The following is a 26,980-nucleotide window of genomic DNA, read 5'->3' on the forward strand; positions in this document are numbered from 1 at the left end:
GCGGTGGCCGCATTGATGGTGGCCCTGCTCCTGGTGCTGCTGTGGTGGCTGCAGGGGCTGCGCCGTCAGACGCAGCTGGCTCTTGGTCCTGATGCGATGAGGCTGCAAGCCCAGCTGCTGCAGGGATTGCAGGCGCTGGATGTCAGGCTGCAGCAGCTGGAGCGCAGCAGCCAGAGCACCCAGATGACGGTGGCCAAGAGTGAGGGTGCCCTGGACCGTGTCACCCAGCATGTGCAGACCCAGCTGGCCCAGACCCAGCAGGATGCGCTGGCCGCGCGGCGCGAGCAGGCGGTGGCGCTGGCTTCCTTTCGTGAAGAGGTGGCTCAGCTTGCGCTGCGGCTGACGGGCGACAGCCAGCAAGCTCGCGCGGCACTGGCCCAAAGCAGTGCAGAGCAGGCCGTCCATGTCCAGCAGCGCTTCGAGGCACTGGCCGAGACCACACGTGGCACGCTGGACTCGCTCAAGGGTGATATCCAGCACCAGCTCACGCATATGAGTACCAATATGGGGGCTGCGCTCAAGGATCAGCTGGGCAGCAATGGCGAGCAGCTGCGCCATCAGTTTGCCGTGTTGCAGGACGCGGTGAGCCAGCAGCTGGCTGCGCTGACGCAGGGCCAGCAGACCACGGCCGAGCAGCTGCGTGCGACGCTCAACGAGCGCCTGGCCACGATTCAGAGCGACAACGCCCTCAAGCTCGACGAGATGCGCCGCACCGTCGATGAAAAACTGCATGCCACGCTGGAGCAGCGTCTTGGCGAATCCTTCAAGCTGGTCAGCGACCGGCTGGAGCAGGTGCACAAGGGGCTGGGCGAGATGCAGACCCTGGCGGGCAGCGTAGGCGATCTGAAGCGCGTGATGACCAATGTGAAGTCGCGTGGCACCTGGGGCGAGCTGCAGCTGGGCAGCATCATCGACAATGTGCTCACGCCAGAGCAGTACGCCAGAAACGTCAAGACCGTGCCTGACAGCGATGAACTGGTCGAGTTCGCCATCCGGCTGCCGGGGCGCAACGACGATCAACCCGTATGGCTGCCCATTGATGCCAAATATCCGGTCGAGCATTACCAGCGCCTGCAGGATGCCCAGGACAGCGCGGATCGCGTGGGCATTGTCGCGGCAGGCAATGCCTTCGAGACATCGATTCGCGGCGAAGCCAGAAAGATTGCGAGCAAGTATGTCGCGCCGCCGCACACCACGGACTTCGCCGTCATGTATCTGCCCAGCGAGGGCCTGTTTGCCGAGGTACTGCGGCGTCCGGGGTTGGTCGAGGCGCTGCAGAACGAGCATCGCATCGTGATTACCGGTCCCGCGAATCTGGCCGCCATGCTCAGCAGCCTGCAGATGGGCTTCAAGACGCTGGCGATCGAGAAGCGCTCGTCCGAAGTCTGGGGTGTGCTCGGTCAGGTCAAGACCGAGTTCGGCAAGTTCGGCGAGGTGGTCGAGGCCACGCGCAAGTCCATCGATGCCGCTGCGCGCAAGTTCGATCAGGTGGGTGTGCGCACGCGCGCCATTCAGCGCCACTTGCGCAATGTGCAGGAGCTGCCGAATGAAGCCGGGCAGGAGCAGCCCCTGTTTCCGGCCACATCGCCTGGAGGCGATCAGAGCGCCAGCGAGGACGAAGAATGAATGCAGCCCTGCTGCGCCTGATCCTTGCGCAAGTCTGTATCCACGGCACCATGACCGGAATGCGCATGGCCACGCCGCTTTTGGCGCTCAAGGAGGGCTATAGCGCAGCCGCGGTCGGCATGCTGCTGGCGCTGTTTGCACTGACCCAGGTGTTTCTGTCGCTGCCCGCCGGGCGCTACGCAGACCGTCACGGGCTCAAGCGCCCGCTCATTATCAGTGTGGTGGCCGCCTGTTCCGGAGCGGGAGTGGCCGTGCTGTTCCCGATCTATCCGGTGCTGTGTCTGAGCGCTTTGCTGACGGGCGGCGCAGCCGGCATGGCGCTCATCGCCCTGCAGCGCCATGTGGGGCGCATGGCACACAACAAGGACGAGCTGCGCAAGGTCTTCAGCTGGCTGGCGATTGGCCCAGCCATTTCCAACTTTCTGGGACCGTTTGCGGCCGGGCTGCTGATCGACTATGCAGGCGCAGAAGCGGCCAGCACCACGGGCTTCAGGGCCGCCTTCCTGCTGCTGACCCTGATGCCTCTGGCGGCCTGGTTCTGGGCGAGAACGGTGCAGGAGCTGCCGGCGCTGCAGGCCGAGAGCGCGAACCAGAAGGCAACGGCCTGGGATCTGGTGCAGAACCGGGGCTTCAGGCGCTTGTTGCTGCTGAACTGGGCGCTTTCCTCTTGCTGGGATGTGCATACCTTTGTCGTGCCCATTCTGGGTCATGAACGCGGACTGCCTGCCTCGGTGATCGGCAGCATCCTGGGGGCTTTTGCGATTGCAGCGGCCGTGATCCGCCTGTTGATGCCCATCATCACGCGCCATATGGCCGAATCGCAAGTGGTGCTGGGCGCCATGGTTGCCGCCTGCGCCCTGTTCATCGCCTACCCCTTCATGCCCGGCGCCTGGAGCATGGGCGCCTGTTCGGTCTTGCTGGGCGTGGTGCTGGGATCGGTGCAGCCCATGGTGATGAGCATGATTCATCAGATCACGCCACCCGAGCGTCATGGTGAGGCGCTGGGATTGCGCATGATGGCCATCAACGGCTCCAGCGTGCTGATGCCGGTGCTGTTCGGCTCGCTCGGCACGGTGGTCGGTGTCTCGGCCCTGTTCTGGGCGGTGGGGGCGCTGGTCGGCGTGTCCTCGCGCCTGCCCTGGCTGATCGGCAAGCAGGATATGCCGGCCGATGAGTGGGGCGGCCATTAACCGGGTCGGTCACGTGCATTAAAAAAGAGCGCCCAGGGCGCTCTTTTTTCTTCGGGAAGTGCTTACAGCTCTTCGACCCTGCGTGCCGGGTAGCTATCCCAGCTCTGGCAGCCGGGGCAATGCCAGAAATGGGTGCGGGCTTCAAAGCCACAGGCCGCACAGCGGTAGCGGGTCAGGGGTTTGGTGGCATGGTTCAGTGCCTTTTGCACGGTGGCATGGTACTGCTCTTCGGTCAGGGTCTCGCCTTCCAGCCATTGAGCGGCCGCTACCAGGGACGACTCATGCTCCAGATGCTGCACCAGGCGCTGGCGGCCGGGGGCTTCTGCATCTCCGCTTTTCTGATCGACTGCGACCAGTGCCTGCAGCAGGTCCAGCGAGGGTGCCTGCGCATAGTGCTTGAGCAGCAGATCGCGAGCCTCGGCGAGCGCGCCCGTTGCTTCGGCCACTTCCACCAGCAGGCTGGCGGCCAGGGGCAGGGCTGCGGGGCTGTTCTGCGCCAGCGCCTGAAGGCTGGACAAAGCCTGCTCGGACCGGCCCTGGCGATGCTGGAGCTGGGCCAGCTCCAGTCGGGGGCGCGGAGCTTGCGGCGCAGTCTCCAGGGCCTGCTGCAGCTGCGCAAAAGCCTTGTCGAGCTGGCCATGGGCCACCTGGGATTGCGCATCTTCACAAAGATAGTGGGCCAGGCGGGTGCTGAAGTCTCCCTGGCCTGCGGCCTGCATCTTGCGCACGATGGCCGCTGCCTGGGCCCAGTCGCGCGAGCGCTCGTAAATGGCCAGCAGTGCCAGGCGTGCCTCGCCTTCGTACTGCGTGCCTTCCAGGCGGTTCAGAGCCTCCTCGGCGCGGTCCAGCAGGCCGGCCTTGAGAAGGTCCTGTGCCAGTGCATGCTGGGCACGGTCCCGGTCGGGGCGGGTGAGGTCGGCGCGGCTGAGCAGATGCTCGTGGACGCGCACCGCACGGTTGTATTCGCCGCGGCGGCGGAACAGATTGCCCAGTGCAAAGTGCAGTTCGGTGGTGTCGGGGTCGTTCTGTACGGCCTCGATAAAGGCATCGATGGCCTTGTCCTGCTGCTCGTTGAGCAGAAAATTCAGGCCTTTGAAGTATGCCTTGGGAGCCTGGCGGTTGTCGGCACGCACCTGGCGCAAATCCCAGCGGGATGCCAGCCAGCCCAGCACAAAGGCCGCAGGCAGGCCCAGCAAAATCCAAGTCAGATTAAATTCCATGCACGTCGCCCGGCGCAATGATCGAAGAAGAGTTCTGTTCCTTCACCGCAGGTGCTGCACTGGTGGCGTTGGCTGCGGTGTTCGGTGCCTGTTGAGTGGCCTGTGCTTCGCGCGCTGCGCTGCGATGCTTGAGCCAGCGCGGCACCATGCCCAGCACCCCGACAAAAAGGCCCAGCGCAAAAGCCGCCAGCACCACCAGCACCAGAGGTGCCGTCCAGGCCGTGCCAAAGAAGAAATGCACGGTGGCGTCTTGCTGGTTGTTGAGCGCGAATGCGAACAGAGTGAAAAAAATGGCTGCCTTGAGCAGCCACAGCAGGTATTTCATGCTTCCCTTTATGCGCCTTGTGTGACGGGAAGATTTTAGGCCAGCCTATGTGCGGGCTGGCAAACAGACTGAAGGGTCAGCCTCGGGCTGCACTGGCAGTGCCTGCGGAAATCAGGCGATCTTGGGCTGCTGTGCCGCAGAGGAGTCGTCGGCCTTGAGATTGTCCACGGCTTCGCGCAGCGCCTTGCCGGGCTTGAAATGAGGAACGCGCTTGGAAGGAACCTGAACGGACTCGCCCGAGCGGGGGTTGCGGCCTATGCGGGGCTGGCGGTGATTGATGGCAAAGCTGCCAAAGCCGCGAATTTCAATACGGTGACCGCGCACCAGGGCATCGCTGACGGCATCCAGAATGGTTTTGACGGCCTGCTCGGCATCACGTTGGTTGAGTTGGCCAAATTGGGCGGCAAGTTCTTCGACGAGATCGGATCGGGTCATCGGGTGACGGAGGCTCTAGGTTGAAAACAACAACGGGCGCACAGGGCGCCCGTTGTCTTTGACGCTTGGCGGTCAGTCAGGCGAGCTGGCTGACCGGCTGATGCAAGATTTACTTGTCAGCGTCCAGCTTGGCGCGCAGCAGAGCGCCCAGGCTGGTGGTACCAGCGTTTTCCTTGGAGGACTGAGCCGACAGGGAAGCCATGGCGACTTGCTGTTCAGCGTGATCCTTTTGCTTGATGGACAGCTGGATGTTGCGGCTCTTGCGATCCACGTTCACCACCACGGCAGTCACTTCGTCGCCTTCCTTCAGGACGGAACGAGCATCTTCCACGCGGTCTTGCGAGATTTCGGAAGCGCGCAGGTAGCCGATGATGTCTTCGCCCAGGTCGATTTCAGCGCCCTTGGCGTCCACAGTCTTGACCTTGCCGGTCACAACTTGGCCCTTGTCGTTCACGGTCACGAAGGTCGTGAAGGGATCGCTGTCCAGCTGCTTGATGCCCAGGGAGATGCGCTCGCGCTCAACGTCCACGGCCAGCACGATGGCTTCGACTTCTTGACCCTTCTTGTAGTTACGAACAGCGGCTTCGCCGGCTTCGTTCCACGACAGGTCAGACAGGTGCACCAGGCCGTCGATACCGGCAGCCAGACCCACGAACACGCCGAAGTCGGTGATGGACTTGATGGGGCCCTTCACGCGGTCGCCGCGCTTGGTGTTCTGGGCGAATTCTTGCCAGGGGTTAGCCTTGCACTGCTTCATGCCCAGGGAGATGCGACGCTTGTCTTCGTCGATTTCCAGAACCATGACTTCCACTTCGTCGCCCAGGGACACGAGCTTGGTGGGAGCAATGTTCTTGTTGGTCCAGTCCATTTCGGAAACGTGCACCAGGCCTTCGATGCCGGGTTCCAGTTCCACGAATGCGCCGTAGTCAGCAATGTTGGTGACCTTGCCGAACAGACGGGTAGCGGAGGGGTAGCGGCGAGCCACGCCCATCCAGGGATCGTCGCCCATTTGCTTCAGACCCAGGGACACGCGGTTCTTTTCGGTGTCGAACTTCAGGATCTTGGCAGTGATTTCCTGACCAGCAGTCACCACTTCGGAGGGGTGACGCACACGGCGCCATGCCATGTCGGTGATGTGCAGCAGGCCGTCGATACCGCCCAGGTCCACGAACGCACCGTATTCGGTGATGTTCTTGACCACGCCCTGAACGATAGCGCCTTCCTTCAGGGTTTCCATCAGCTTGGCGCGCTCTTCGCCCATGGAAGCTTCCACCACAGCGCGGCGCGACAGCACCACGTTGTTGCGCTTGCGATCCAGCTTGATGACCTTGAATTCCAGGGTCTTGTTTTCGTAGGGAGTCAGGTCCTTGATCGGACGTGTGTCGATCAGCGAACCGGGCAGGAAAGCGCGGATGCCGTTGACCAGAACGGTCAGGCCGCCCTTGACCTTGCCGGAAGTGGTGCCGGTCACGAATTCGCCGGATTCCAGAGCCTTTTCCAGCGACAGCCAGGAAGCCAGACGCTTGGCGGTGTCACGGGACAGGATGGTGTCGCCGTAGCCGTTTTCGATGGAGCCGATGGCCACGGACACGAAGTCACCCACTTGGACTTCGACTTCGCCCTGGTCGTTCTTGAACTCGTCGAGGGGCACGTAGGCTTCCGACTTCAGGCCGGCGTTCACCACCACGAAGTTGTGCTCAACGCGCACGACTTCAGCGGTGATAACTTCGCCAGGACGCATTTCGGTGCGTGTCAACGACTCTTCAAAAAGGGCGGCAAAAGATTCAGACATGTAGTTCCTTGCCCGCAACCAGGTTTCCGCCGGCACCATTGCCAAGCGTTTTTAAGACTGATTGCGGAGGTTGTGGGTTTTTGGGCCCACGGGGTTAAAGGTTAACAACCTTGCTGCCGGTTCGCGGTCTGCGAAAGCCTGGCATCAAGGGCCAACAAGCCAGATGCGGGGCTGCCTCGAAAACTTCAAGCCGAAGTCTCAAGAGCGGCCAAACGGCTGGCGTTCCTGCCACCACGACAGCACCTGGGCAACCACTTCTTCAATGGTCATTTCGGAGCTGTCGAGCTGCAAAGAATCCTCGGCGGGCTTGAGCGGAGCGGTGGCGCGATTCATGTCGCGCGCGTCTCTTGCCTCAAGGTCTGCCAAAAGGGTGGACATATTAGCTGAAATTCCTTTGGAAATCAACTGTTTATATCGGCGCTCCGCGCGGCACTGGGCAGATGCCGACAAATAGACCTTGAGCGGGGCGTGGGGGAAGATGACCGTACCCATGTCGCGGCCGTCGGCCACCAGTCCCGGCAGAGCCTGGAAGGACAGCTGCAGATCCACCAGCGCGGTGCGCACGGCGGGCAGGGCCGAGACGCGCGAGGCGTTCATGCCGGCTTCTTCGCTGCGAATGGCCAGGCTGATGTCCTCGTCGCCGAGCCATACACGCTGCTGCGCATCGAAGCGCACGGGCATGTCCAGCGCCATTTCGGCAATGGTTTCCTCGTTCGATTCGTCAAGCGTCATGCCGGCACGCGATGCGGCCAGGCCGGTGATGCGATACAGCGCGCCGGAGTCCAGCAGCTGGTAGCCCAGGGCCCTGGCGACTTCTGCGGCAATCGTGCCCTTGCCGGAGGCCGTGGGCCCGTCGATGCAGATCACGGGAACATGCTCGCGCTCAGCTTCGCTGACGGAGAACAGTGCCTCGAAATAGTCGGGAAAGGTCTTGGCCACGCATTTGGGGTCTTCGATGCGCACGGGCAGCTTGGCCGGGTTGAAGGCCGCCAGAGAGAAGCACATGGCGACGCGGTGGTCGTCATAGGTGTGGATGCTGGCTGCTTTCCAGGCGGCCTTGCCGGCCGGGGGAGTGATGCGGATGTAGTCCGCACCTTCTTCTACCGAGGCGCCGAGCTTGCGCAGCTCGATCGCCATGGCGGCAATGCGGTCGGTTTCCTTGACGCGCCAGCTGGCGATGTTGCGCAGCGTGGTCACGCCGTCGGCATACAGCGCCATGGTGCCCAGCGTCATGGCCGCGTCGGGAATATGGTTGCAATCGAGGTCGATGGCTTTCAGAGGCCAGCTGCCACGGCTGACCTGCAGCCAGTTGGGGCCGCTTTCGGTCCGGGCGCCCATGGCCTGGGCGGCCTCGATGAAGCGGATATCGCCCTGGATTGAGTCCTGGCCTACACCCAGAATGCGGATGCTCTTGGGTTGCGGCGCGTTGTCGGCATCGGCGTCATCGGTGGTGCCGGTGGCAATCGCGCCCAGCGCGATGAAGTAGCTGGCCGACGAGGCGTCGGCCTCCACATGGATGGCGCCGGGCGACTGGTAGTGGCTGCCAGCGGGGATCACGAAGCGCTGCCAGCGGTCGTTCTTCACGGCAATGCCGAAGCGCGCCAGCAGCTCCAGCGTGATGTGGATATAGGGCCTGGAGATCAGCTCGCCCACCACCTCGATGGAGATGTCGCGCTGTGCCCCGGGGACATTGGCCAGCAGGGGCAGGGCCATCAGCAGCGAGGTCAGGAACTGGCTGGAGACATCGCCGCGCACCTTGATGGAGTCGGTGCCCAGCTGGCTGAAGTCGGGCTGGCCGATCTTCAGGGGCGGAAAGCCTTCGTCCTTCAGATAGTCGATCTTGCAGCCCAGCTGGCGCAGCGCGTCGACCAGGTCGCCGATCGGGCGTTCGTACATCCGCGGCACGCCGGTCATCTCGAAGTCGCCTCCCAGCACCGACAGCGCCGCAGTCAGCGGGCGCATGGCCGTACCGGCATTGCCCAGGAATAGCGTGGCCGCAGTGCCGGCCGGCAGCTGACCGCCGATGCCTGTGACCTCAATGGCCCGGCCGGGGGTGACGACGTCCGGGCTGATGCTGCAGCCCAGTTGCTTGAGTCCGGCCAGCATGACGCGGGTGTCATCCGAATCCAGCAGGTCGTGAATGGTGGTGGTGCCCTGGCTCAGCGCGGCCAGCAGCAGCACGCGATTGGAGATGCTCTTGGAGCCGGGCAGGCTGACGGTGCCATTGGCGGAGTCCAGTGCGGGCAGATCCAGAAATTCGGTGGTGAACATAAAACTCTCGTAACCCCTGCGCAGCCTGGCTGCTTCGACACCGGGCTGCGCGGCGGGCGTTTCCCGGTGTCTGTGGCGGTTGGGTGAATAGATCGACGCCGCTAGTTTAAGAGCCTCGCTTGCCGCCCATGGTCCATTCGGCGCGCGCGGCGCTGGCCAGGGTCAGGCGATCCTGCAGGCCCTGGCCGTCGTTGGCCTGCATCAGCCCTTCGAGCTGCTCCAGCGCCTGGCGGAACTGGCGCGACTGGGTCAGCACCTGATCGCGGTTGGCCAGCAGCACATCGCGCCAGAGCTTGGGGTCGCCTGCACCGATGCGCGTGAAATCGCGAAAGCCGGGCCCGGCCAGCGCCAGCATATCGTCGGCACCGGGTTGGTTCAGTACGCTTTGCATCATGGCAAATGCCAGCAGATGGGGCAGGTGGCTGACGGTGGCGAGTGCGCTGTCATGGGCCTCGGGCGACATGGCTGTGACCTTGCATCCGAGGGCCTGCCACAGCGCCTGGGCCTTGGCCAGATGCGCAGTCAGCGTGCGCTCCGTCGGGGTCAGCACGACCTGGGCGCCTTGGTAGAGCTTGACATCGGCGTGTTCCACGCCGGCCACTTCCTTGCCGGTGATGGGGTGGGCGGGCACAAAGCTGCCGATCTGGTCGCGCAGCGCCGAACGTGCGGCCTGCACCACATCGACCTTGGTGGATCCTACGTCCATGATCATCATCTGGGGTGTGACCAGATGCTTGATGGACTTGAGTGTGGCCTCGGTGGCCGCCACGGGCACGGCCAGCAGCACCAGATCGGCGCCGGCAGCCGCCAGCAGGGCGGAAGGTGCCTCCACGTCGATCACGCCCATCTGGCGGGCGCGTTCGGTGGTCGAGGGCGATTTGCTGTAGCCCACCACGCGCCTGACCAGGCCGGCCTTCTTGAGTGCCAGAGCGAAGGAGCCGCCCATCAATCCGCAGCCGATCAAGCCGAGCTGCTCGAACGGCTGCAATTCCTGAGCTGCCATCACTTGCTCACCGGGTAGGTGCCCAGTACCTTGTAGAACGCGCACAGGCCCTGCAGCTCCTGCAGGGCGGCGGCCACATTGGCCTGGGCCGGGTGGCCTTCGATGTCGATGTAGAAGTAATACTCCCATTGGCCGGTGCGGGCCGGACGCGACTCGAAGCGCGTCATCGAGACGCCATGCCTCTTCAGCGGCACCAGCAGGTCATGCACGGCGCCGGCGGTGTTGGGCACCGAGACCACCAGGCTGGTGCAGTCGCTGCCGCTGGGCGCGGCCGTGGCCAGGGTGTGCGGCAGGCAGATGACGGCGAAACGCGTGCGGTTGTAGGCATCGTCCTGGATCGCGTGGCTGACGATGTGCAGGCCGAACTGCTGGGCGGCACGTTCGCCGGCAATGCCGGCCCAGTTGGGGTGCAGGGCCGCCAGGCGCGCGCCTTCGGCATTGCTCTCCACTGGGCGACGTTCGGCATGGGGCAGATGCTTGGACAGCCAGCCCTGGCACTGGGCCAGAGCCTGGGGGTGGGCGGCTACGACTTCGATGCCGTCCAGCGTATTGCTGGTGCGCATCAGGTTGTGGCGGATCAGCATGCTGACCTCGCCCACCACATGGCAGGGCGTGTGCAGGAACATGTCCAGCGAGCGCGTGACCACGCCCTCGTTGGAGTTCTCCACGCCCACCACGCCGTACTGGGCGCTGCCGGCGGCCGTGGCATGAAAGACTTCCTCGAAGCTGTTGCAGTACATCAGGTCGGCCGCGCCGCCGAAGTACTGGATCGCCGCTTCCTCGCAGAAGGTGCCGGCAGGGCCGAGCACGGCCACGCGCTGGGGGGATTCCAGCGCCAGGCAGGCCGACATGATCTCGCGCCAGATGGCGGCCACATGCGCGCCCTTGAGCGGGCCGGGGTTGTTGGACTTGATCTTCTCGATCACCTGGGCCACGCGGTCCGGGCGGAAGAAGGCCGAGCCTTCCTTCTTCTTGAGCTCGCCCACCTGCTCGGCCACATGGGCGCGCTGGTTGACCAGCTCCAGCAACTGGCGGTCCAGGGAGTCGATCTGGTTGCGCAGCGACAACAGCTCGGGGCTGGCTTGGGGTTCTTGGCTCATGAATCTCTCAAATTTCGTAGCTGCTGACGCAAGTTGCACAAGGATTTCAGGCCAAAACCTTGTTGAAGTGCTTGCAGATAAAGCGCCGGCAGCTCATCTTTTTACAAGGCTAAAGGCGGGGCTCAGGCCTGACGTTGCTCGAAGTCCCGCATGTAGTCGACCAGCGCCTGCACGCCTTCGATGGGCATGGCGTTGTAGATGCTGGCGCGCATGCCGCCCACGGACTTGTGGCCCTTGAGCTGCAGCAGGCCGGCTTGCTTGGCGCCGGCCAGGAAGGCGTCGTTGCGCGACTCATCATGAAGGAAGAACGGAATGTTCATGCGCGAGCGGCAGTTCGCGGCCACCTTGTTCACATAGAACGAGGACTGGTCCACATAGTCATAGAACAGCTTGGCCTTGGCGATGTTGCGCGCTTCCATGGCTGCCACGCCGCTGAGGCTGCCTTCCGTCTGGCGCTTGAGCCACTGGAAGGTCAGGCCGGCCATGTAGATGCCCCAGGTGGGAGGCGTGTTGTACATGCTGCCGTTGTCGGCCACGGTTTTGTAATCAAACGCCGAGGGGCAGACGGGCAGGGCATGGCCGAGCAGGTCTTCGCGCACGATGACGATGGTCAGGCCTGCGGGGCCGATGTTCTTCTGCGCGCCGCCAAAGGCCAGGCCCACGCGGCTCCAGTCGATGGAGCGCGAGGCCACATGCGAGGAGAAGTCGATGACCAGGGGCGCATCCGAGCCCAGGGCCTGGAGGTCGGGCAGCTCGTGGAACTCCACGCCGTGAATGGTCTCGTTGCTGCAGATGTGCACGTAGCTGGCGCCGCGGCTCAGATTCCAGCTGCTGGCGGCGGGAATCGTGGTGTAGTTGCTGTCCTTGGCGGTGGCGGCCACATTGGCATCGCTGGCGTACTTGGCGGCTTCCTTGGCCGACTTCTGACTCCAGCTGCCGGTCACCACAAAGTCCACCACGCCGGCGCGCGACAGATTCATGGGCACGATGGCGTTTTCGGCAATGCCGCCGCCTTGCATGAACAGGATCTTGAAGTGGGCGGGCACGGCCAGCAGCTCGCGCAGATCGGCTTCGGCGGCTTCGTAGATGCTGATGAATTCCTTGCCGCGGTGGCTCATTTCCATCACCCCCATGCCGGAGCCGTGCCAGTCCAGCATTTCGGCGGCTGCGGTTTGCAGCACTTCTTCAGGGATGGCGGCGGGGCCTGCGGAGAAGTTAAAAGGGCGGTTCATCAGATTTACGCTCAAAACATGTGAAAGCGCTTGTCTAGCTTGCGCTTTCAGCTATCAAAACATTGGGCCACGGGCATGGATCATGCCCGTGGCGTCCTGTCCGTATCGGGGCCGCCGGGGCTGGCCGATCAGGATGCGTCGCCGGACTCGGCTGGGCCTTCGGCAGCGGCGCTGCCGGAGTCTTCGGCTTCGCCGTCCTCGCCGGCACCGTCGTTCGCATCATTTTCGACGATGCGCTGCAGGCCGATGAGCTTGGCGCCGGCGTCCAGATTGATCAGCGTCACGCCCTGCGTGGCACGGCCCAGCTCGCGGATTTCCGCCACCCGGGTACGCACCAGCACGCCGGTGTCGGTGATCAGCATGATCTCGTCCTCGGGCGCCACCAGGGTGGCGGCCACCACCTTGCCGTTGCGCTCGGACTGCTGGATTGCAATCATGCCCTTGGTGCCGCGGCCGTGGCGCGTATATTCGCTGATGGCCGTGCGCTTGCCGTAGCCGTTTTCGGTGGCGGTCAGCACGCTTTGCGAGCCCGCCACCACATTGCCCGTGCCGTCGTCGGCCTCGGCGACCAGCATGGCGATCACGTTCTGATGCTCCTCGATGTTCATGCCGCGCACGCCGCGCGCATTGCGGCCCATGGGGCGCACATCGTTCTCGTCAAAGCGCACTGCCTTGCCGCCGTCGCTGAACAGCATCACATCATGCTTGCCGTCGGTCAGCGCGGCGCCGATCAGGTAGTCGCCTTCGTCCAGGCCCACTGCAATGATGCCGGCCTTGCGCGGGTTGCTGAACTCGGTCAGCGCCGTCTTCTTGACGGTGCCCATGCTGGTGGCCATGAAGACGTAGTGATCTTCGGGGAAGCTGCGGTTTTCGCCGGTCAGCGGCAGCACCACGTTGATCTTCTCGCCGTCCTGCAGCGGGAACATGTTGACGATGGGGCGACCACGCGAGCCGCGCGAGCCCGAGGGCACTTCCCAGACCTTGAGCCAGTACATGCGGCCACGGTTGGAGAAGCACAGCAGATAGTCGTGCGTGTTGGCGATGAAGAGCTGGTCGATCCAGTCGTCTTCCTTGGTGGCCGTGGCCTGCTTGCCGCGGCCGCCGCGCTTTTGCGAGCGGTACTCGGACAGGGGCTGGCTCTTGATGTAGCCGGTGTGCGAGAGCGTCACCACCATGTCGGTGGGCGTGATCAGATCTTCGGTGGACAGGTCTTGCGCGCTGTACTCGACGGTGGAACGACGCTCGCCCTTCTTGGACTGACCGAACTCGGCCTTCACGGCGTTGAGTTCTTCGCCAATGATGATGGAGACGCGCTCGGGCTTGGCCAGGATGTCCAGCAGGTCTTCGATGACCGACATGATGTCCTTGTACTCGGCCACGATCTTGTCTTGCTCCAGGCCGGTCAGGCGCTGCAGACGCATCTGCAGAATTTCCTGGGCCTGGGTTTCGGACAGGCGGTACAGGCCGTTGCCCTGCATGCCGAATTCGACTTCCAGGCCTTCGGGGCGGTAGTCGTCGGCATTGACCACACCGCCGTCGGTGCGCGTGCGGGTGAGCATCTCGCGCACCAGCTTGCTGTCCCAGGATTTTTCCATCAGCGCCGCCTTGGCCACGGGAGGTGTGGGAGCGTTGCGGATGATGGCGATGAAGTCGTCGATATTGGCCAGCGCGACGGCGAGACCTTCCAGTACATGGCCGCGGTCGCGCGCCTTGCGCAGCTCAAACACGGTGCGGCGGGTCACCACTTCGCGGCGGTGCTCCAGGAAGACCTGGATCAGATCCTTCAGATTGCAGAGCTTGGGCTGGCCGTTGACCAGCGCCACCATGTTCATGCCGAAGGTGTCTTGCAGCTGGGTCAGCTTGTAGAGGTTGTTGAGGACCACCTCGGGCACTTCGCCGCGCTTCAATTCGATCACCAGGCGCATGCCGGACTTGTCCGACTCGTCCTGGATATGGCTGATGCCCTCGATCTTCTTTTCGTGCACCAGCTCGGCCATGCGCTCCTGCAGCGTCTTCTTGTTGACCTGGTAGGGCAGCTCGTCAACGATGATGGACTGGCGCTGGCCCTTGTCGATATCCTCGAAGTGGCACTTGGCACGCATCACTACGCGCCCGCGCCCCGTGCGATAGCCTTCCTTGACGCCGTTGATGCCGTAGATGATGCCGGCCGTGGGGAAGTCCGGCGCGGGAATGATCTCCATCAGCTCGTCAATCGAGGCATCGGGGTTCTGCAGCAAATGCAGGCAGCCGTCCACCACCTCGTTGAGGTTGTGCGGCGGAATGTTCGTGGCCATGCCCACGGCAATGCCCGAGGAGCCGTTGACCAGCAGGTTGGGCAGGCGGCTGGGCAGCACGAGTGGCTCGCTCTCGGAGCCGTCGTAGTTGGGGCCGAAGTCCACGGTCTCCTTGTCGATGTCGCCCAGCATTTCATGAGCGATCTTGGACAGGCGGATTTCGGTGTAACGCATGGCGGCGGCACTATCGCCGTCCACCGAGCCGAAGTTGCCCTGACCATCGACCAGCATGTGGCGCAGCGAGAAGTCCTGCGCCATGCGCACGATGGTGTCATAGACCGCGCTGTCGCCGTGAGGGTGGTACTTACCGATCACGTCACCGACGATACGCGCCGACTTCTTGTAGGGGCGGTTCCAGTCGTTATTGAGTTCGTGCATGGCGTACAGAACGCGGCGATGCACGGGCTTGAGGCCGTCACGCGCATCAGGAAGCGCCCGGCCCACGATCACGCTCATGGCGTAATCGAGATAACTGCGACGCATCTCCTCTTCAAGGCTGATGGGCAGAGTTTCTTTAGCAAACTGGGTCATGTCTAGTGATACTTTGACGGCTGGAAAATAGCCATTTTAGGTCGAATGGCGTGTGGCAGCAGAGCAACATAACTGAGGAATTACATAGCTGTCCTACTTGTTGGTGCCTAGTTGACAACACTCTTGCATGTTACGTATGGCACAATCATTTCAACGTTTTTGGTGATGGTCACTGATGACGTCCACAGATTCGCAGCCCTGCTGCGGCTTTTTCCCCAAGAGGAGAACCATGAAGAAACTGAACAAAGTGGCGATGTTGTTTGCCTCTGCTGCCCTCGTGACAGCCGCTGGCGCACAAGTGAAGGCTGCTGACGGTGGCAAGACTATCGACAACTGGCAAAACGGCACCAGCGAACTGGTGTGGAAGAACGGCACGAACGAATTGTGCTGGCGCGATGCCAACTGGACTCCTGCTACTGCCGCTGTTGATTGCGACGGTGCTCTGAAGGCCCAGGTCACTGCAGCTCCTGCTCCCGCCGTTGTGCCTCCCGCTCCTGTGGCTCCCCAGCCTGCAGTGGCATCCAAGGTTACCTACTCTGCTGACGCTTTCTTCGACTTCGACAAGTCTGTGCTGAAGCCCGCAGGCAAGGCCAAGCTGGATGACCTGACCGGCAAGATCAAGGACATCAACCTGGAAGTCATCATCGCCGTGGGTCACACCGACTCCATCGGTTCCGATGCTTACAACCAGAAGCTGTCGGTGCGTCGCGCTGAAGCTGTGAAGGCTTACCTGGTGTCCAAGGGCATCGAAAAGAGCCGCGTGTACACCGAAGGCAAGGGCAAGAAGCAACCCGTGGCAAGCAACGCCACTGCTGCTGGTCGCGCTCAAAACCGTCGCGTGGAAATCGAAGTTGTGGGCACCAAGGCTGCTCAGTAATCTTTCGATTGCTACACAAAAAAGCCCCGGCAACGGGGCTTTTTTTATGCCCGATCCATCGTGGTAATCGCGGACAATGGCGGCATGAGCAACACTATCAATGCCGACCCGGCAGAACTGGAAAAATTCTCCAGCCTGGCCCATCGCTGGTGGGATCCCGAGAGTGAATTCAAGCCACTGCATCAGATCAACCCCCTGAGACTGGATTGGATCAACGCCCAGGCGCCCCTGGCGAACCAGCGTGTGCTGGATGTGGGTTGCGGCGGCGGCATTCTGGCAGACTCCATGGCGCGCAAAGGAGCCAAGGTGGTGGGTATCGACCTGGCAACCAAGGCTTTGCGCGTGGCGCAGTTGCATGCTCTGGAAACGGGCACGCCCAATATTCAGTACCATGAGGTCAGCGTCGAGCAGCTGGCGCAGGAGCAGCCGGCCAGCTTTGATGTGGTGACCTGCATGGAAATGCTGGAGCATGTGCCCGATCCCGCATCCATCGTGCGGGCCTGTGCTCAGTTGGTCAAACCTGGTGGCTGGGTGTTCTTTTCCACCATCAACCGCAATGCCAAGGCATTTGCGCTGGCGATCGTGGCTGCCGAATACATGCTCAAGATGATCCCCAAGGGCACGCATGAATACGGCAAGCTGCTGCGCCCCAGCGAGCTGGCTCGCTTTGCGCGCGAAGCAGGCCTGGATGCCCAGGGCACCAAGGGCATGGAGCACAACCCGATCTCGGGGCGCTACTGGCTGAGCAATGACACCTCGGTCAATTACATGCTGGCAACACGCCGCCCTCAGGAGTGACAGTCATGTGGAGACATGTGAGAGCCGTTCTTTTTGATCTGGATGGCACCTTGATCGACAGCGCTCCCGATCTGGGGGCGGCAGCGGACAAGATGCGTGTGGATCGCGGCATGCCTTCGCTGCCGCTCAATGCCTACCGCCATATGGCCGGAGCCGGGGCACGCGGAATGCTGGGCATTGCGTTCGGCATGACGCCGGAGTCTGCAGGTTTTGCGGAAATGCGTGAGGAGTTCTTTCGCAATTACGAGCAATGCATGACCGAGCGCACCTATGCTTTTGAGGGTGTGCCGGAGCTGATCCAGGCCTTGGAGGCTGGCTCGTTGCTGTGGGGGGTGGTGACCAACAAGTCCATGCGCTTCACCGAGCCGCTGACGCGTCAGATGCCCTTGTTTGCTCAGGCTGCGGCCGTGGTGAGCGGGGACACAACGCCGCATTCCAAGCCTCACCCCGAGCCTCTGTTTGAAGCCGCGCGACGCATGCAGATCGCTCCCGAGCATTGCATCTATGTCGGCGATGATGAGCGCGATATTCAGGCGGGTGCCGCTGCGGGTATGAAAACCGTAGCAGCACGCTATGGTTACCTTGGAACGACAGCAGATACGGCTCATTGGGGTGCCGATGCGCATATCAATTCACCCCTTGAGCTGTTGAACTTGCTGGGATGAGGCTAGAATAGGCAACTAAGGGGCTGTCCTGGTTTCGACGTGGGTTCGGGACCGGTGCGGTGCATGTCGAGCTTGAGTGATGCTCGTAAATCTCCATTCAAAAAACTAACTGCAAACGACGAACGTTTCGCACTCGCCGCTTAATCCGGTGAGCCTTGCAACAGCACGCTAGTGGGCTGGGCAAGGGGGGTAGCAATACCTCCCGGCTGCAAGGGAATTTACATTAGCTGGCTGGATACCGGGCTTCTTGGTATTTGGCGAGATTTAAGGAAGCTGGCTACCCAGACAGCGTGTGCCTGCGGGGTTTGGGTGGCGAGATTCAAAACAGAGCACTAAACATGTAGATCTGTCCGGCGAAGGCTTACGGACGCGGGTTCAATTCCCGCCAGCTCCACCATCCACCCATCCAAAGGGGTTCAATGAAGTTCATTGAACCCCTTTTTATTTTTAAAAATCAATCACTTAGATCCGATTGTGTCCAAGGTGATTTCACTGCTGCCAATGCCTGCAGGGGGAACAGGCGGGGGAATAAATACAAGAAATGCTAAATTTGCCCCCATCGTTCCCCCTTTCTCCTCTGGAGAAGGCCTTTTTTGAGAGGATTTGTTCCCCCATGTTGACTGATGCGCAGTGCCGAAATGCAACCTGTTCCCCTGGGGCCAAGCGAGAGCGCTTCGCCGATTCCAGCGGCCTGTATCTTGAGGTGAGTCCTGCTGGCTCGCGCCGCTGGTTCTGGAAATATCGAAAAAACGGCAAAGAAGGGCGCTTGGCACTTGGCAGCTATCCGAAGGTCAGTCTGACGGCTGCTCGGAAAGCCCGGGATGTGGCACGGATCCAGAAGTCAGAAGGTGTTGATCCTGCCAAGGCGCGCCAAGCCGCAAAATTGGTCAATGCTCATGAGTTGGGAGATACTTTCAAGGCCGTGGCGCTTGAATGGTACGGTAAGCAGGTGCCTCGTTGGAGCTCAGGCCATGCTGAGCGGATGCTGCGTCAACTAGAGCGTGATTTGTTCCCCTGGATCGGTGACCGGGAAATGGTGCAAATTCAGCCAATGGAGCTACTCGCAGTGCTCCAAAAAGTGGAGCAGCGTGGGGCAATGGAGACCGCAGATCGTGCTCTCATGCTGGCGCGCCAGATTTGGCGTTACTGGCTTCTGACGGCCAGCAATACACAGCGCGACATCACGGAGGGCTTGAAGGCGCGATTGACTCCATACCGAGGCAAGCACTTCCCCGCCATTGTGGAGCCCGAGCGTTTTGGAGAGCTTCTGAGGGCCATGCACGCATACAAAGGCGGTCCTTTTGTGCGTACTGCATTATTGCTTTCCCCGTTGCTTTACCAGCGTCCTGGCAACCTTCGGACAATGGAGTGGGTTGAGTTGGATCTGGATGCTGCACTGTGGACTATCCCTAGCGCCAAGATGAAGCGCACGGTTCAGGAAAAGGAAAACGGTGAGCCACACGTTGTGCCGCTGCCCAAGCAAGCGGTGACGATGCTTCGCGAACTGCTGCCGCTCAGTGGTCGCGGGCAATATGTCTTCCCTAGCCAACGAGACCACGACCGCCCGATGTCGGATAACTCGGTGCGCACAGCTTTATATAGCCTAGGGTTTGGGGAAGAACAAAGCTGTCATGGCTTTCGGGCCAGCGCCAGAACCATGTTGGTTGACCAACTGGACCTTGATCCACTGGCGATTGAGGCCAACTTGGCACATGCCGTGAAGGATGCCAATGGTCGTAGCTACAACCGGACGAAGTACTTGACCAAGCGCTTCGAGCAGGTGCAGCAATGGGCTGATTACTTGGATCGTTTACGCGAAGGTATTAACGTGATCAAGATTTCGCTAGAAAACAAAGCCAAATGACACACAGCCCAGCGCAATAGTGCTGGGCTGTGTGTCTTGCTTGTCCAAGATTTATGTATTCTGCTCGAATGTGGAGTAGATAGCCCACAAGATCGAAAGCGCGTTACAGCGCGCCACAGTGGGCCCCTCACGGTCATTGTTTCAGTATGCAAAGACTCCTATGCAGCGATTGCCGCTGCTCGTAGCCGCAGCGCTTCCTAACGGTCACTGTCCCATACCGGCCATCCGAGCATCGACGCGGGCGACAACCCAGTGACGGGTTTAGGGTGTGCAGCGGACAACGATCATCAGGTGCAGGCGGATCGGTCGCAGGATGTCCGCTGTCACGTCGACGTCGTGCGAACAGGAGCTTGCGACCCGAGGCCGACAGTTGCATGACTGCTCCAAAGCAGTCGGTGGCGCACGCTGCCGTGATAGATTGCGGCTAGGGGCTGCATTAAAGTGGGTGCCTCATCACTAGGCCGCTTTTACATGGACCTGATTGCCCTCATTCTTTCATTAGTTAGCCTCGTGGGCCTTGTTGTCGCTGGTTCAATACTGCGTGGATATTTGCCTTCCTACATCGCGGAGAAAGGCAAGAATGCTGCCTCCAAGGAGGATTTGGCTCAACTCACTGACATAGTCGAAAAAGCCAAATCATTCCATGCTGCTGAACTCGAACGCGTCAAAGCTGAGCTTTTCTCCGAAGGCCAAGTCACCGAGAGGCGTCGGCGCGTTTACGAGGAAATGTGCTCCGCACTCAGGGTATTCATTGCAGGGCACGGTTGTACGACAGAAGTAAAAGAGCGTTTCCACGCTGCATACGCTGCAGCATGGTTATGGGCCTCCGACGATGTACTCAGCGCGCTCAACCACTTTGTCAAACTACAGGTCCAACTTGGAGCAAGTCAAGGCTCTGTCGAGGAAATTGAGCAGAAGAACGCATACACCGCCGTCATTCTTGCAATGCGTCAAGACGCTGGATTTTCTGGCACGGGTATCAAGGCAAGTGACTATCAGTTTGTGCGGTTTGACTAAACGGATTCCACAACTATTCAATCAACGGCGCGTCTCTCATATTTAGCGTTAAGTGACAGCTTCTTTGTGTTGTCGACGACCGCTCCTGGCCGTCAGTGACCGGCAGGACGCGACCCGTTGCAGTCGTTCATGATTTGTCAGCAGATGTCTGCTGTGCAGAGATTGCCGTTGCTCGTAATCGCACGCTTCCTAACGATCGCCGTCCCATATCGGCCGTTCGAGCAGCGACGCGAGGGACAGTCCAACGACGGGCTTCAGGTGTGCAGCGGACAATGACCATCAAGAGCAGGCAGATAGGTCGCTGGATGTCTGCTGTCACGACGAGCGAACAGGGGCTTGCGACCCTGAGCAGTCAGCTGAAATCCCACACTCACAGGCGAAGCTCACCAAGCGCCTCAAATCTCAGTGCAGCAGCGCTTGAGAAAATAAATAGCTCTGGGCTGTTAATAGGCTAACGTTTGATATGAGCAGCGTCTTCAAACGGGAGGCTACTTTTAACACGTCCGCTCGATGGAAGGGTTAGGCACTAAGCAGCGGTGATTCGCTTACGCCGTGCACGATATATCTCTTGATTTTTCCTGTCGGAGCGACTACGGCATTGGCACTCAGATGGAGAAGCCCTGGTCTGCCCAAATTATTCTCGTGAAGAGACCAAGTTATTAGAGAGCGGGTTCTTTCCGAGCTTTCAAGGCTAATACTGAATGAAACAGTTCGTCTCTCAATAAGATCGAAGAACTTTCCCCAGCCAGTGAGTGAGTTGTACTTCGTCACGTTGCCGGAAATCTCGTGCGGAGCTGGAACCGTGCTTGGTTGAAGATATTGAAGCGATTCTGCATCGAACACGGCCAACTCTTCCCCTCGAGGGCGAGCTACGGTTAGTACTATCTTTCTGTCTTGGCGGATTGGTCGGTGGATCTCTTCAAGCGGCGACTCCAGTGCAACCGGAAGTTCGCCAATAGTAGGTTCTATGCGCTTTTCGAGTGCCTTTGAATATTCGTCCGAATGGTTGAACTTTCCAACTGCTTCAGTAAATCCGTACTTGATGAAGTCGTAGAAGACGCCACTAGTGAGAGCGCCGGCTGTCCAGATCACCGCCTCGTAGACAAAGCTGCCCCGCTTTGGCGTCTCAATGTATATCTTCGCCCCGGTTGCAGCTTCGGCCCGTGTTCTAACCTCTCCATTTAAGTATGCATGAGTGATCACTGAGGTCGCGCGCGCAATTCCTCGCAACGCTACAGCAGCATCGTAGATTTCAAGCCTACCCGAATTAGCCGCCCCATGTTCGTAATGAAATTTGAGTTTTAGTTCTGACATGAAATAAGGAAATACCGTTATTAATTTGATATGAGGCTGAGGCCTAGAGATTTTCCTTCAGCCAAGTAGAGCATTCTGTATTGAAGCCCATCCACGCCCCTTCACCAGTGAGCTTTACTACCAACAACTCATCATTACTGTCGATATAAGGTTTGAGGGCATCACGAATAACAGTTGATGGGCCGTCATGCTTGATGATCCACGTCGAATCTAAGCAATGCCACCATAAGCCAAGACCTTTTATCGCATCGATTAGCGCAGCATAGTCTTGCCCAGTTTTGTTGAGGTCGTACCCGATCAAGTAAGAAGCCATGATTTTTCCCTATATTGTCTAATCTGATATGTACAGAAGATCGATAATTGAGTGACGGCCACTGGCCGGTAGCGTGAGTGCACGGATGATCCAGGAAGCGGACACTTCGAAACGCGAGCCCCGTCGATGAAGGCAGCTTTCAGTGAGGTACACGAGCTAGTGCAACTGGGCCAAAAACGGCCTGTACTACTGATAGAAAGCGGCCATTGGGAATTCAATCAAGCCTCCTATTACCGATTGAGGCTTGACTGAAAGTGAAGTTAATCGAACAAGCTTTTCACAAAAGACACAGCGCCAGCCGCTACAGCTAGCGGAATAACAACTGGGGCTGCAGCCGCTGCGACAGCCGTAAGACCAACGGCACTTGCCCCAACAGTCAGCGAGCCTGCTGCAACAGCACCAAGACCCGCGCCGAGAGTGGTTGAAGCAACAGTTCGCCCGACGCTGACTTCGTCTCCCGCAATTTTTTTTCCCAACTCGTCTCCAGCTATGCCAAGACCAACAGCTTGAGGAATTGTCATTTCCTTTTCCTTAATGGTTAAGTTCAGAGGTCGCTCGGCATAACACGTTTATTGGTTATGCCTAGCAGCAAAACTAACAAGAAATTTAGCCTGAAATCATCTGACTTTTCTCAGAGAGTTTTGTCTGTGTCCAATCATCTCCCAAAATGCATTTTGTTACAAGTCGTGTATTGCTCGAGATGAATGCAAGGGACTGCTTTAGGCACTTTTTTTGCAGTTCAGCTATGGGTAGGCTGCACCCGTTCGCGCTGAAGAAAGCTGCAGCTCAGGGTGTCTGGCGCACTGCGATCCAGCTAGTTTCCGGTTTGAGTCGCATAGTGGATGCCAGGCCGGATAGCAGGTCAACGTCTAGTATCGGCAGCATCAGTCACAGGCTTGCCAAATCAGCGGCGGCAGCCAGCTTGAGGCAGTCGGCCAAGCAGCCTTCGCGAAGGGCTACTCCTGGCCGGTAGCACTAGTTCGTGTACCTCGCTGAGAGCTGCCTTCTTCAGTGGGGCTCGCGTTTCGAGGTATCCGCTTCCTGGCTCATCCGTGCACTCACGCTACCGGCCAATACCGGACCTTTCTTAGGTCTGCGACTAGGATCGAGACTGCCTCAGAAGTGCAGATGTTCAACAGTACGTGCTGGTATACGTAATGACCAACCCAAGGAGCCTCCTTATGGTTCATCTTGTCGGACATAAATTGAAGTACTCGGTCGTACAGTGGTCCTACGACTGGGATCCATCGCTTTTTGACTTGCTCGAACGTATGCCGGAGTTAGTGATCGGGCGACATGTGGTCATTGCGTCATGTGACAGCGGCAAGTACAAGCCGTCCGAGGCTGAGCTGGAGGCCGGTTGGGAGGTCGCGGATGGATTTGCTGTGAGTCCCAAAATCACCGCCGTATCCGAACTGCCTATGCCAGGTTTTGATGAGTGGTACGTGTATGAAGAGCGTCCGATGCCAAGGTTCTATCGCTCATCGGTTAACCGTTTCGGCTTCGCGCCGCTGCCGCCGGATAAAGCTACTGATTTTTGGGCTCAAGTTGAGACCGCATTGCCGCTGCATGTCTTGGGTGCCGGTACTCCGACCATGTTTGTCGCAACGCGGGACAGAATTTCATTCGACCGAGCATTGAAGCTTGGTGACTTCTGACTAACCACCCTCGGCCAGCTGTAGACACTGACTTCAGCTCATGACCGGACCACCTTTAGATGAATCTGGCGTCTGATAGGGCAAAGGGCAAGTGTGTCTGGAGTCAGCCATCAACAACTACCAAGTCGAAGGTTTTCTCCATGTCCAGGAGAGACCGCGTAGGGTCGACACGAGCCTGTCGGGGGCACGGAGAAACGGCCCTTCGAGCCAGTACGCGGCAAACCGCACAATCGAGCGGCCGGTCCTGAGGGTGAAGCGGCCGTTCAAGACAGGCCGTGTTCAACGGCTGGTGTTGGCCTTTGCTGCCGCTCAGGTGTTGGGCCATGAATGACTCAGACCAGCCTGAAGCAGTCCAAGGTGGTGACGCTGGCTCATGGCCAGTAGCTTGGTTCACGGATGCGCTACGCGTGATCTCTAGCGCTTCCACCGGCTGGTCGGCCGCATGGACGCCGTCGGCTTTGCGGTTATGGCATAGCTTGCTCTACCAGGCGTAGGCCTGGGGTGCTTCGCCACCTGGACCAGGGGCAGTCCAGACTACGTCATCCAAACGATGCGGTATTCAGGCCAGTGAGGCTTAGTGATGATTCCATCCGCGAGAACAGTCGAGACTCCCGAAGTATGTTCTGGGACTTCTTATCTCAGCCACTCGGGCGCAGCACCGCTGAGCAACGTTAGAGTGCAGTTCCTGTACACGTATACGCATGGGAAGGCCTGACGCCTACCCTTTTTAGATCAGCCGAGTTCCCGTGGATTTTGGGAGAAGCCATGCACAGACAATGTTGCCCCAATAGAGACCAAAGGAGCGTCAATAGCTGACGCAGTTATGCAAAAGTATTCTGACAACAGGAATCGGCCCTTATACGACTTGGTTTTCGTTGCCCTGTCGCTGTCTCGACTCCCAATGCTTGCATTGATTATCGAGTTCTGCGTGCTGATGTTGGTCCCGCAGGCCCAGGAGATTCTGTTCGGACTCGAGTCCCCGATATTGGAGCTTGGCGTCAACGCCTCAGCTCGAAAGGGAGGGGACTGGATGAGTTTTGTGCTGTTCGTTATCGCAACGATCCTCCTGGCCCTGTCAGTTTGGTATTGCTCTAGGCTACTCTCCTCCGTGCATCAGTTGAGGGTAATGCCGCGCGACGTTGTAGAAGAACACGCGCTGCCAGACTCGATGGTATGCGCGATCACCTGGGTGCCACGCTGCCTAGGCACACTCTCCATTGGCCTCGCGGTCGGGAGCTTGCTGATGGCCGGCGTCACACAAAATTCGAACGCTCGATCGCCAATGGCACTCTGCCTTTTGATGCCGCTTGCTTTGGCCGTCTACGCGCAAGTCCTGTTGGATCGCTATGCGCGTCCCAGACTCGCTGCCATTGTGACGGCCGCATTCGTCGTAAATTCAACAATCCTGATGCTCATATACCCGGTGTCTGACACGGTGCAGGCCTGGGTCCTCTTTTATTGCCTTCCGGTTTGCGGGGTCATGGGCTGGACTTGGTACCGTAAGCAGTGGAATTTAGCATCGTCGATTGGCGCATTTGGCACGCTGATTGCCAACGTACTCGCCCTTTTGGTTGCCGCCGGTATTCCTATCACTGCATTCCTGCCGTTCGCAATCCTCTGCGTCACTGCATTGCTCCCAGCCCTGTTCCACATGTTTGTTGTGAGAAGGAGGACCTTACTGGCTTGGCTCCACCAGCGAGGGCCTGCCTGGGTTAAGCCCGCTCATCCCTTGGGGGCAGCCCGTTCGCGCACGCTAAGTGAGGTACGGACAGTGTTGTTCATTGGGGTCATGATTTCCGTTGCCATGTTGCTGCTGCTCCGAGATGAGCGCCCTTGGCTTCGTTCTTCCGCAACAGTGGTGTTGTTATTCCTGAGCAGCATGAATTTCGCGTTGACCACGGTGGCCCTGGTGTACAGGAGACTGTTGCCCTGGCGGCCGGGACTAGTCTGGGCACCAGCGTTGTTGTTTGTGGCTGTTTTAGCGAATAACCGCGAATCCATTGGCGAAGAAGAGTTTCACGCCACCTCAGGCGCCGTTCTCCCCTCGTCCCGGAGCCGGCCCTCCGAGCAGATCGAACCGGCTCGCCGAGTTGTCGTTAACGCCCATGGAGGAGGCCTGCGGGCTGCCTATTTCACGGCGCAAGTGCTCGCAAGGCTGGATGACTTCTCATGCGGTCGTTTTGGGGAGCGTCTCACTACGACCAGTGGTGTATCCGGTGGTTCTTTGGGCTTAGCTACCTATCTACTGGCACGGCAGCATTTCGTAACCCACGGCGATGCATTGGGAAATACTGGCTGGACAAGATGTAGCGACGAACAGCCGCCAGACTTCCCGCTGAGTAGACTAGTTGACAGCCTTCTCATCAACGACCATTTGTCAGGAGTCGTTAGCACGATGCTGACCTCTGATCTATTTCCAGGCGACGCCCGCCGTGGACAATCGCTGTTGAACAGCTGGCAGCGCCCGTACTTGGAAAAGCTTCAGAGTGGCGTATCTCTGGCTATGCCGCTTTCCGCAGTCACAGCTGGGCGCCCTCGCATCGACTCCTATTTCAACGCCACCGACGCCCGCACTGGCGAAGGAGTCGCCTTGTCTAACCGCTATGCAGAGACTTCGCTCCTGCCGATAGGCCTAGCCGTACTTCACAGCGCGAGATTCCCAGTGGTGTCGCCGGCCGGCCGCTGGCAGCCCGATGGCGGTCGCGAGCGATTGCTTGTGGACGGTGGCTATTCCGACAATTCTGGCGCTGCACAGTTGAGCCGCGCTGTTTCGAGAGAATCCTTTGGTATCTGGCTGAACATCGATGGCAATCCAACGGAAGGTGAATGTGCTTCGGCAACAGCCCGCCCTGACCATTGGATGAACTGGACTGGAGCAGACGCGCTACTTGCTTCTAGACGACAACGCAGTGCTGAGGCGGAGAGGCAAATGCAGGCCAGAGTCGATGAGGTCGGCGCTAAGCACCGACGTATCACCTTGAGCATGCCTCAAGCCTATGCCTCGATGAAGACCGTAGAAGATCGGTGCCAAGCCGCTCGCCACCATCGGACCGCTCCATTGGGGTGGTACATGTCCAGCGTCACGGCATGGGATATGCGATTCGCCGCTCTGGCCGCCGCAGCCAGTACCTGCAAGGAGTTCTCTGACCTCTGCAGGCGATAGAAGGGGATCGAGTGTTATATATTCAAGTGCCTGCGGCAGCGGGCGGGCTTGAGCCACCTAAGTGCAGAGCGGTCTTCTTCGACTGACTCACTGTGTGAGCCATACAGGGGAGAATAGGAATTTTTGTAAGCGGCTGGCGAACCCATCTTGAATGAGGTCGCGAGGCTGAGCAAGATCGTGTGCACGCAACATTGGCGTGCACACGATGCTCAAAGACCCTCAGACACCGCGCTATGCGCAGCGGCGTACGCACCGCACCTATACCGGTGACAGCAGTCATTGGGATAGGAAG

The 26,980-nt window shown here is 59.8% G+C and carries 21 protein-coding genes and 1 other RNA gene; 10 read left to right on the forward strand and 12 right to left on the reverse strand.

What is annotated here, in order from left to right:
* Positions 1–15: 15 nt before the first annotated feature.
* Both rmuC and O987_RS08625 read left to right on the forward strand, forming a co-directional pair.
* A complete protein-coding gene (gene rmuC / locus O987_RS08620) occupies positions 16–1,626 on the forward strand; it encodes a DNA recombination protein RmuC (protein WP_003057150.1) in 1,611 nt (536 codons plus the stop codon).
* Positions 1,623–2,816, forward strand: coding sequence for an MFS transporter (locus O987_RS08625; protein WP_003057149.1), 1,194 nt, complete (start codon positions 1,623–1,625; stop codon positions 2,814–2,816). The genes rmuC and O987_RS08625 overlap by 4 nt, the downstream gene beginning before the upstream one ends.
* 62 nt (positions 2,817–2,878) lie before the next feature.
* Here O987_RS08625 and lapB read toward each other — a convergent pair whose 3' ends face one another.
* The 9 genes from lapB to gyrA all read right to left on the reverse strand — a co-directional run bounded on the left by lapB (position 2,879) and on the right by gyrA (position 15,019).
* Positions 2,879–4,036 carry a lipopolysaccharide assembly protein LapB gene (lapB, locus tag O987_RS08630; protein WP_043371677.1) on the reverse strand — a complete coding sequence of 386 codons (1,158 nt, stop codon included), beginning with the start codon at positions 4,034–4,036 and terminating at the stop codon, positions 2,879–2,881.
* Positions 4,026–4,361: a LapA family protein gene (locus O987_RS08635; RefSeq protein ID WP_003057146.1), complete on the reverse strand. Its 336-nt coding sequence runs from the start codon at positions 4,359–4,361 to the stop codon at positions 4,026–4,028. Before O987_RS08635 ends, lapB begins: the two co-directional genes overlap by 11 nt.
* Positions 4,362–4,472: 111 nt before the next feature.
* Positions 4,473–4,796, reverse strand: a complete 324-nt coding sequence (locus O987_RS08640) for an integration host factor subunit beta (protein WP_043371680.1) — start codon at positions 4,794–4,796, stop codon at positions 4,473–4,475.
* 109 nt (positions 4,797–4,905) lie between these two features.
* Complete coding sequence (gene rpsA, locus O987_RS08645) at positions 4,906–6,588, reverse strand: 30S ribosomal protein S1 (RefSeq protein ID WP_003057144.1); 1,683 nt, start codon at positions 6,586–6,588, stop codon at positions 4,906–4,908.
* Positions 6,589–6,786: 198 nt separating this feature from the next.
* Entirely contained in the window at positions 6,787–8,859 is a 2,073-nt protein-coding gene (locus O987_RS08650) for a bifunctional 3-phosphoshikimate 1-carboxyvinyltransferase/cytidylate kinase (protein ID WP_043371682.1), read from the reverse strand.
* A 106-nt stretch (positions 8,860–8,965) separates the two neighbouring features.
* The gene (locus O987_RS08655; RefSeq protein ID WP_003057142.1) at positions 8,966–9,862 is read right to left on the reverse strand and encodes a prephenate dehydrogenase; all 897 of its coding nucleotides are present in this window, start codon (positions 9,860–9,862) and stop codon (positions 8,966–8,968) included.
* The gene (gene pheA / locus O987_RS08660) at positions 9,862–10,962 is read right to left on the reverse strand and encodes a prephenate dehydratase (RefSeq protein WP_003057141.1); all 1,101 of its coding nucleotides are present in this window, start codon (positions 10,960–10,962) and stop codon (positions 9,862–9,864) included. The genes O987_RS08655 and pheA overlap by 1 nt, the downstream gene beginning before the upstream one ends.
* A gap of 122 nt (positions 10,963–11,084) precedes the next feature.
* On the reverse strand, positions 11,085–12,194 hold the full coding sequence (serC, locus tag O987_RS08665) for a 3-phosphoserine/phosphohydroxythreonine transaminase (RefSeq protein ID WP_019043391.1): 1,110 nt from the start codon (positions 12,192–12,194) through the stop codon (positions 11,085–11,087).
* A gap of 128 nt (positions 12,195–12,322) precedes the next feature.
* A complete protein-coding gene (gene gyrA, locus O987_RS08670; RefSeq protein WP_043371685.1) occupies positions 12,323–15,019 on the reverse strand; it encodes a DNA gyrase subunit A in 2,697 nt (898 codons plus the stop codon).
* Between the two features lie 229 nt (positions 15,020–15,248).
* Between gyrA and ompA the strand changes: the two genes are divergently transcribed.
* The 6 genes from ompA (at position 15,249) to O987_RS08695 (ending at position 20,240) form a co-directional block, all read left to right on the forward strand.
* On the forward strand, positions 15,249–15,896 hold the full coding sequence (gene ompA, locus O987_RS08675; protein WP_003057138.1) for an outer membrane protein OmpA: 648 nt from the start codon (positions 15,249–15,251) through the stop codon (positions 15,894–15,896).
* Between the two features lie 84 nt (positions 15,897–15,980).
* Positions 15,981–16,694, forward strand: coding sequence for a bifunctional 2-polyprenyl-6-hydroxyphenol methylase/3-demethylubiquinol 3-O-methyltransferase UbiG (gene ubiG, locus O987_RS08680; RefSeq protein ID WP_003057136.1), 714 nt, complete (start codon positions 15,981–15,983; stop codon positions 16,692–16,694).
* Between the two features lie 5 nt (positions 16,695–16,699).
* Positions 16,700–17,359, forward strand: coding sequence for an HAD-IA family hydrolase (locus tag O987_RS08685; protein ID WP_043371688.1), 660 nt, complete (start codon positions 16,700–16,702; stop codon positions 17,357–17,359).
* Positions 17,360–17,378: 19 nt separating this feature from the next.
* Positions 17,379–17,756, forward strand: a transfer-messenger RNA (tmRNA) gene (gene ssrA / locus O987_RS27885).
* A gap of 216 nt (positions 17,757–17,972) precedes the next feature.
* On the forward strand, positions 17,973–19,223 hold the full coding sequence (locus O987_RS08690) for a tyrosine-type recombinase/integrase (RefSeq protein ID WP_043371690.1): 1,251 nt from the start codon (positions 17,973–17,975) through the stop codon (positions 19,221–19,223).
* A gap of 471 nt (positions 19,224–19,694) precedes the next feature.
* Positions 19,695–20,240, forward strand: coding sequence for a hypothetical protein (locus O987_RS08695; RefSeq protein ID WP_043371693.1), 546 nt, complete (start codon positions 19,695–19,697; stop codon positions 20,238–20,240).
* A gap of 519 nt (positions 20,241–20,759) precedes the next feature.
* Here O987_RS08695 and O987_RS08700 read toward each other — a convergent pair.
* From O987_RS08700 to O987_RS27890, 3 genes are all read right to left on the reverse strand, one after another.
* The gene (locus O987_RS08700) at positions 20,760–21,554 is read right to left on the reverse strand and encodes a hypothetical protein (RefSeq protein WP_043371695.1); all 795 of its coding nucleotides are present in this window, start codon (positions 21,552–21,554) and stop codon (positions 20,760–20,762) included.
* A 43-nt stretch (positions 21,555–21,597) separates the two neighbouring features.
* A complete protein-coding gene (locus tag O987_RS08705; protein ID WP_043371698.1) occupies positions 21,598–21,867 on the reverse strand; it encodes a hypothetical protein in 270 nt (89 codons plus the stop codon).
* Between the two features lie 260 nt (positions 21,868–22,127).
* A complete protein-coding gene (locus O987_RS27890; protein ID WP_080731484.1) occupies positions 22,128–22,388 on the reverse strand; it encodes a hypothetical protein in 261 nt (86 codons plus the stop codon).
* Between the two features lie 660 nt (positions 22,389–23,048).
* Here O987_RS27890 and O987_RS08710 point away from each other — a divergent pair.
* Together O987_RS08710 and O987_RS08720 are read left to right on the forward strand one after the other, a co-directional pair.
* Positions 23,049–23,525 (forward strand): hypothetical protein, encoded by a 477-nt coding sequence (locus O987_RS08710; RefSeq protein WP_043376251.1) that lies wholly within the window; start codon positions 23,049–23,051, stop codon positions 23,523–23,525.
* An 823-nt stretch (positions 23,526–24,348) separates the two neighbouring features.
* Entirely contained in the window at positions 24,349–26,688 is a 2,340-nt protein-coding gene (locus tag O987_RS08720) for a patatin-like phospholipase family protein (protein WP_043371703.1), read from the forward strand.
* Positions 26,689–26,980 lie beyond the last annotated feature (292 nt).

Origin of the sequence: Comamonas testosteroni TK102, from assembly GCF_000739375.1 — a bacterium.
Taxonomy (GTDB): Bacteria; Pseudomonadota; Gammaproteobacteria; order Burkholderiales; family Burkholderiaceae_C; genus Comamonas; species Comamonas brasiliensis.

Bases quoted from the DNA above. Each gene is read 5' to 3' on its own strand.
- rmuC (WP_003057150.1), top strand. From the start codon at position 16: ATGGTGGCCCTGCTCCTGGTGCTGCTGTGGTGGCTGCAGGGGCTGCGC.
- O987_RS08625 (WP_003057149.1), top strand. From the start codon at position 1,623: ATGAATGCAGCCCTGCTGCGCCTGATCCTTGCGCAAGTCTGTATCCAC.
- lapB (WP_043371677.1), bottom strand. From the start codon at position 4,036: ATGGAATTTAATCTGACTTGGATTTTGCTGGGCCTGCCTGCGGCCTTT.
- O987_RS08635 (WP_003057146.1), bottom strand. From the start codon at position 4,361: ATGAAATACCTGCTGTGGCTGCTCAAGGCAGCCATTTTTTTCACTCTG.
- O987_RS08640 (WP_043371680.1), bottom strand. From the start codon at position 4,796: ATGACCCGATCCGATCTCGTCGAAGAACTTGCCGCCCAATTTGGCCAA.
- rpsA (WP_003057144.1), bottom strand. From the start codon at position 6,588: ATGTCTGAATCTTTTGCCGCCCTTTTTGAAGAGTCGTTGACACGCACC.
- O987_RS08650 (WP_043371682.1), bottom strand. From the start codon at position 8,859: ATGTTCACCACCGAATTTCTGGATCTGCCCGCACTGGACTCCGCCAAT.
- O987_RS08655 (WP_003057142.1), bottom strand. From the start codon at position 9,862: ATGGCAGCTCAGGAATTGCAGCCGTTCGAGCAGCTCGGCTTGATCGGC.
- pheA (WP_003057141.1), bottom strand. From the start codon at position 10,962: ATGAGCCAAGAACCCCAAGCCAGCCCCGAGCTGTTGTCGCTGCGCAAC.
- serC (WP_019043391.1), bottom strand. From the start codon at position 12,194: ATGAACCGCCCTTTTAACTTCTCCGCAGGCCCCGCCGCCATCCCTGAA.
- gyrA (WP_043371685.1), bottom strand. From the start codon at position 15,019: ATGACCCAGTTTGCTAAAGAAACTCTGCCCATCAGCCTTGAAGAGGAG.
- ompA (WP_003057138.1), top strand. From the start codon at position 15,249: ATGAAGAAACTGAACAAAGTGGCGATGTTGTTTGCCTCTGCTGCCCTC.
- ubiG (WP_003057136.1), top strand. From the start codon at position 15,981: ATGAGCAACACTATCAATGCCGACCCGGCAGAACTGGAAAAATTCTCC.
- O987_RS08685 (WP_043371688.1), top strand. From the start codon at position 16,700: ATGTGGAGACATGTGAGAGCCGTTCTTTTTGATCTGGATGGCACCTTG.
- O987_RS08690 (WP_043371690.1), top strand. From the start codon at position 17,973: ATGTTGACTGATGCGCAGTGCCGAAATGCAACCTGTTCCCCTGGGGCC.
- O987_RS08695 (WP_043371693.1), top strand. From the start codon at position 19,695: ATGGACCTGATTGCCCTCATTCTTTCATTAGTTAGCCTCGTGGGCCTT.
- O987_RS08700 (WP_043371695.1), bottom strand. From the start codon at position 21,554: ATGTCAGAACTAAAACTCAAATTTCATTACGAACATGGGGCGGCTAAT.
- O987_RS08705 (WP_043371698.1), bottom strand. From the start codon at position 21,867: ATGGCTTCTTACTTGATCGGGTACGACCTCAACAAAACTGGGCAAGAC.
- O987_RS27890 (WP_080731484.1), bottom strand. From the start codon at position 22,388: ATGACAATTCCTCAAGCTGTTGGTCTTGGCATAGCTGGAGACGAGTTG.
- O987_RS08710 (WP_043376251.1), top strand. From the start codon at position 23,049: ATGGTTCATCTTGTCGGACATAAATTGAAGTACTCGGTCGTACAGTGG.
- O987_RS08720 (WP_043371703.1), top strand. From the start codon at position 24,349: ATGCAAAAGTATTCTGACAACAGGAATCGGCCCTTATACGACTTGGTT.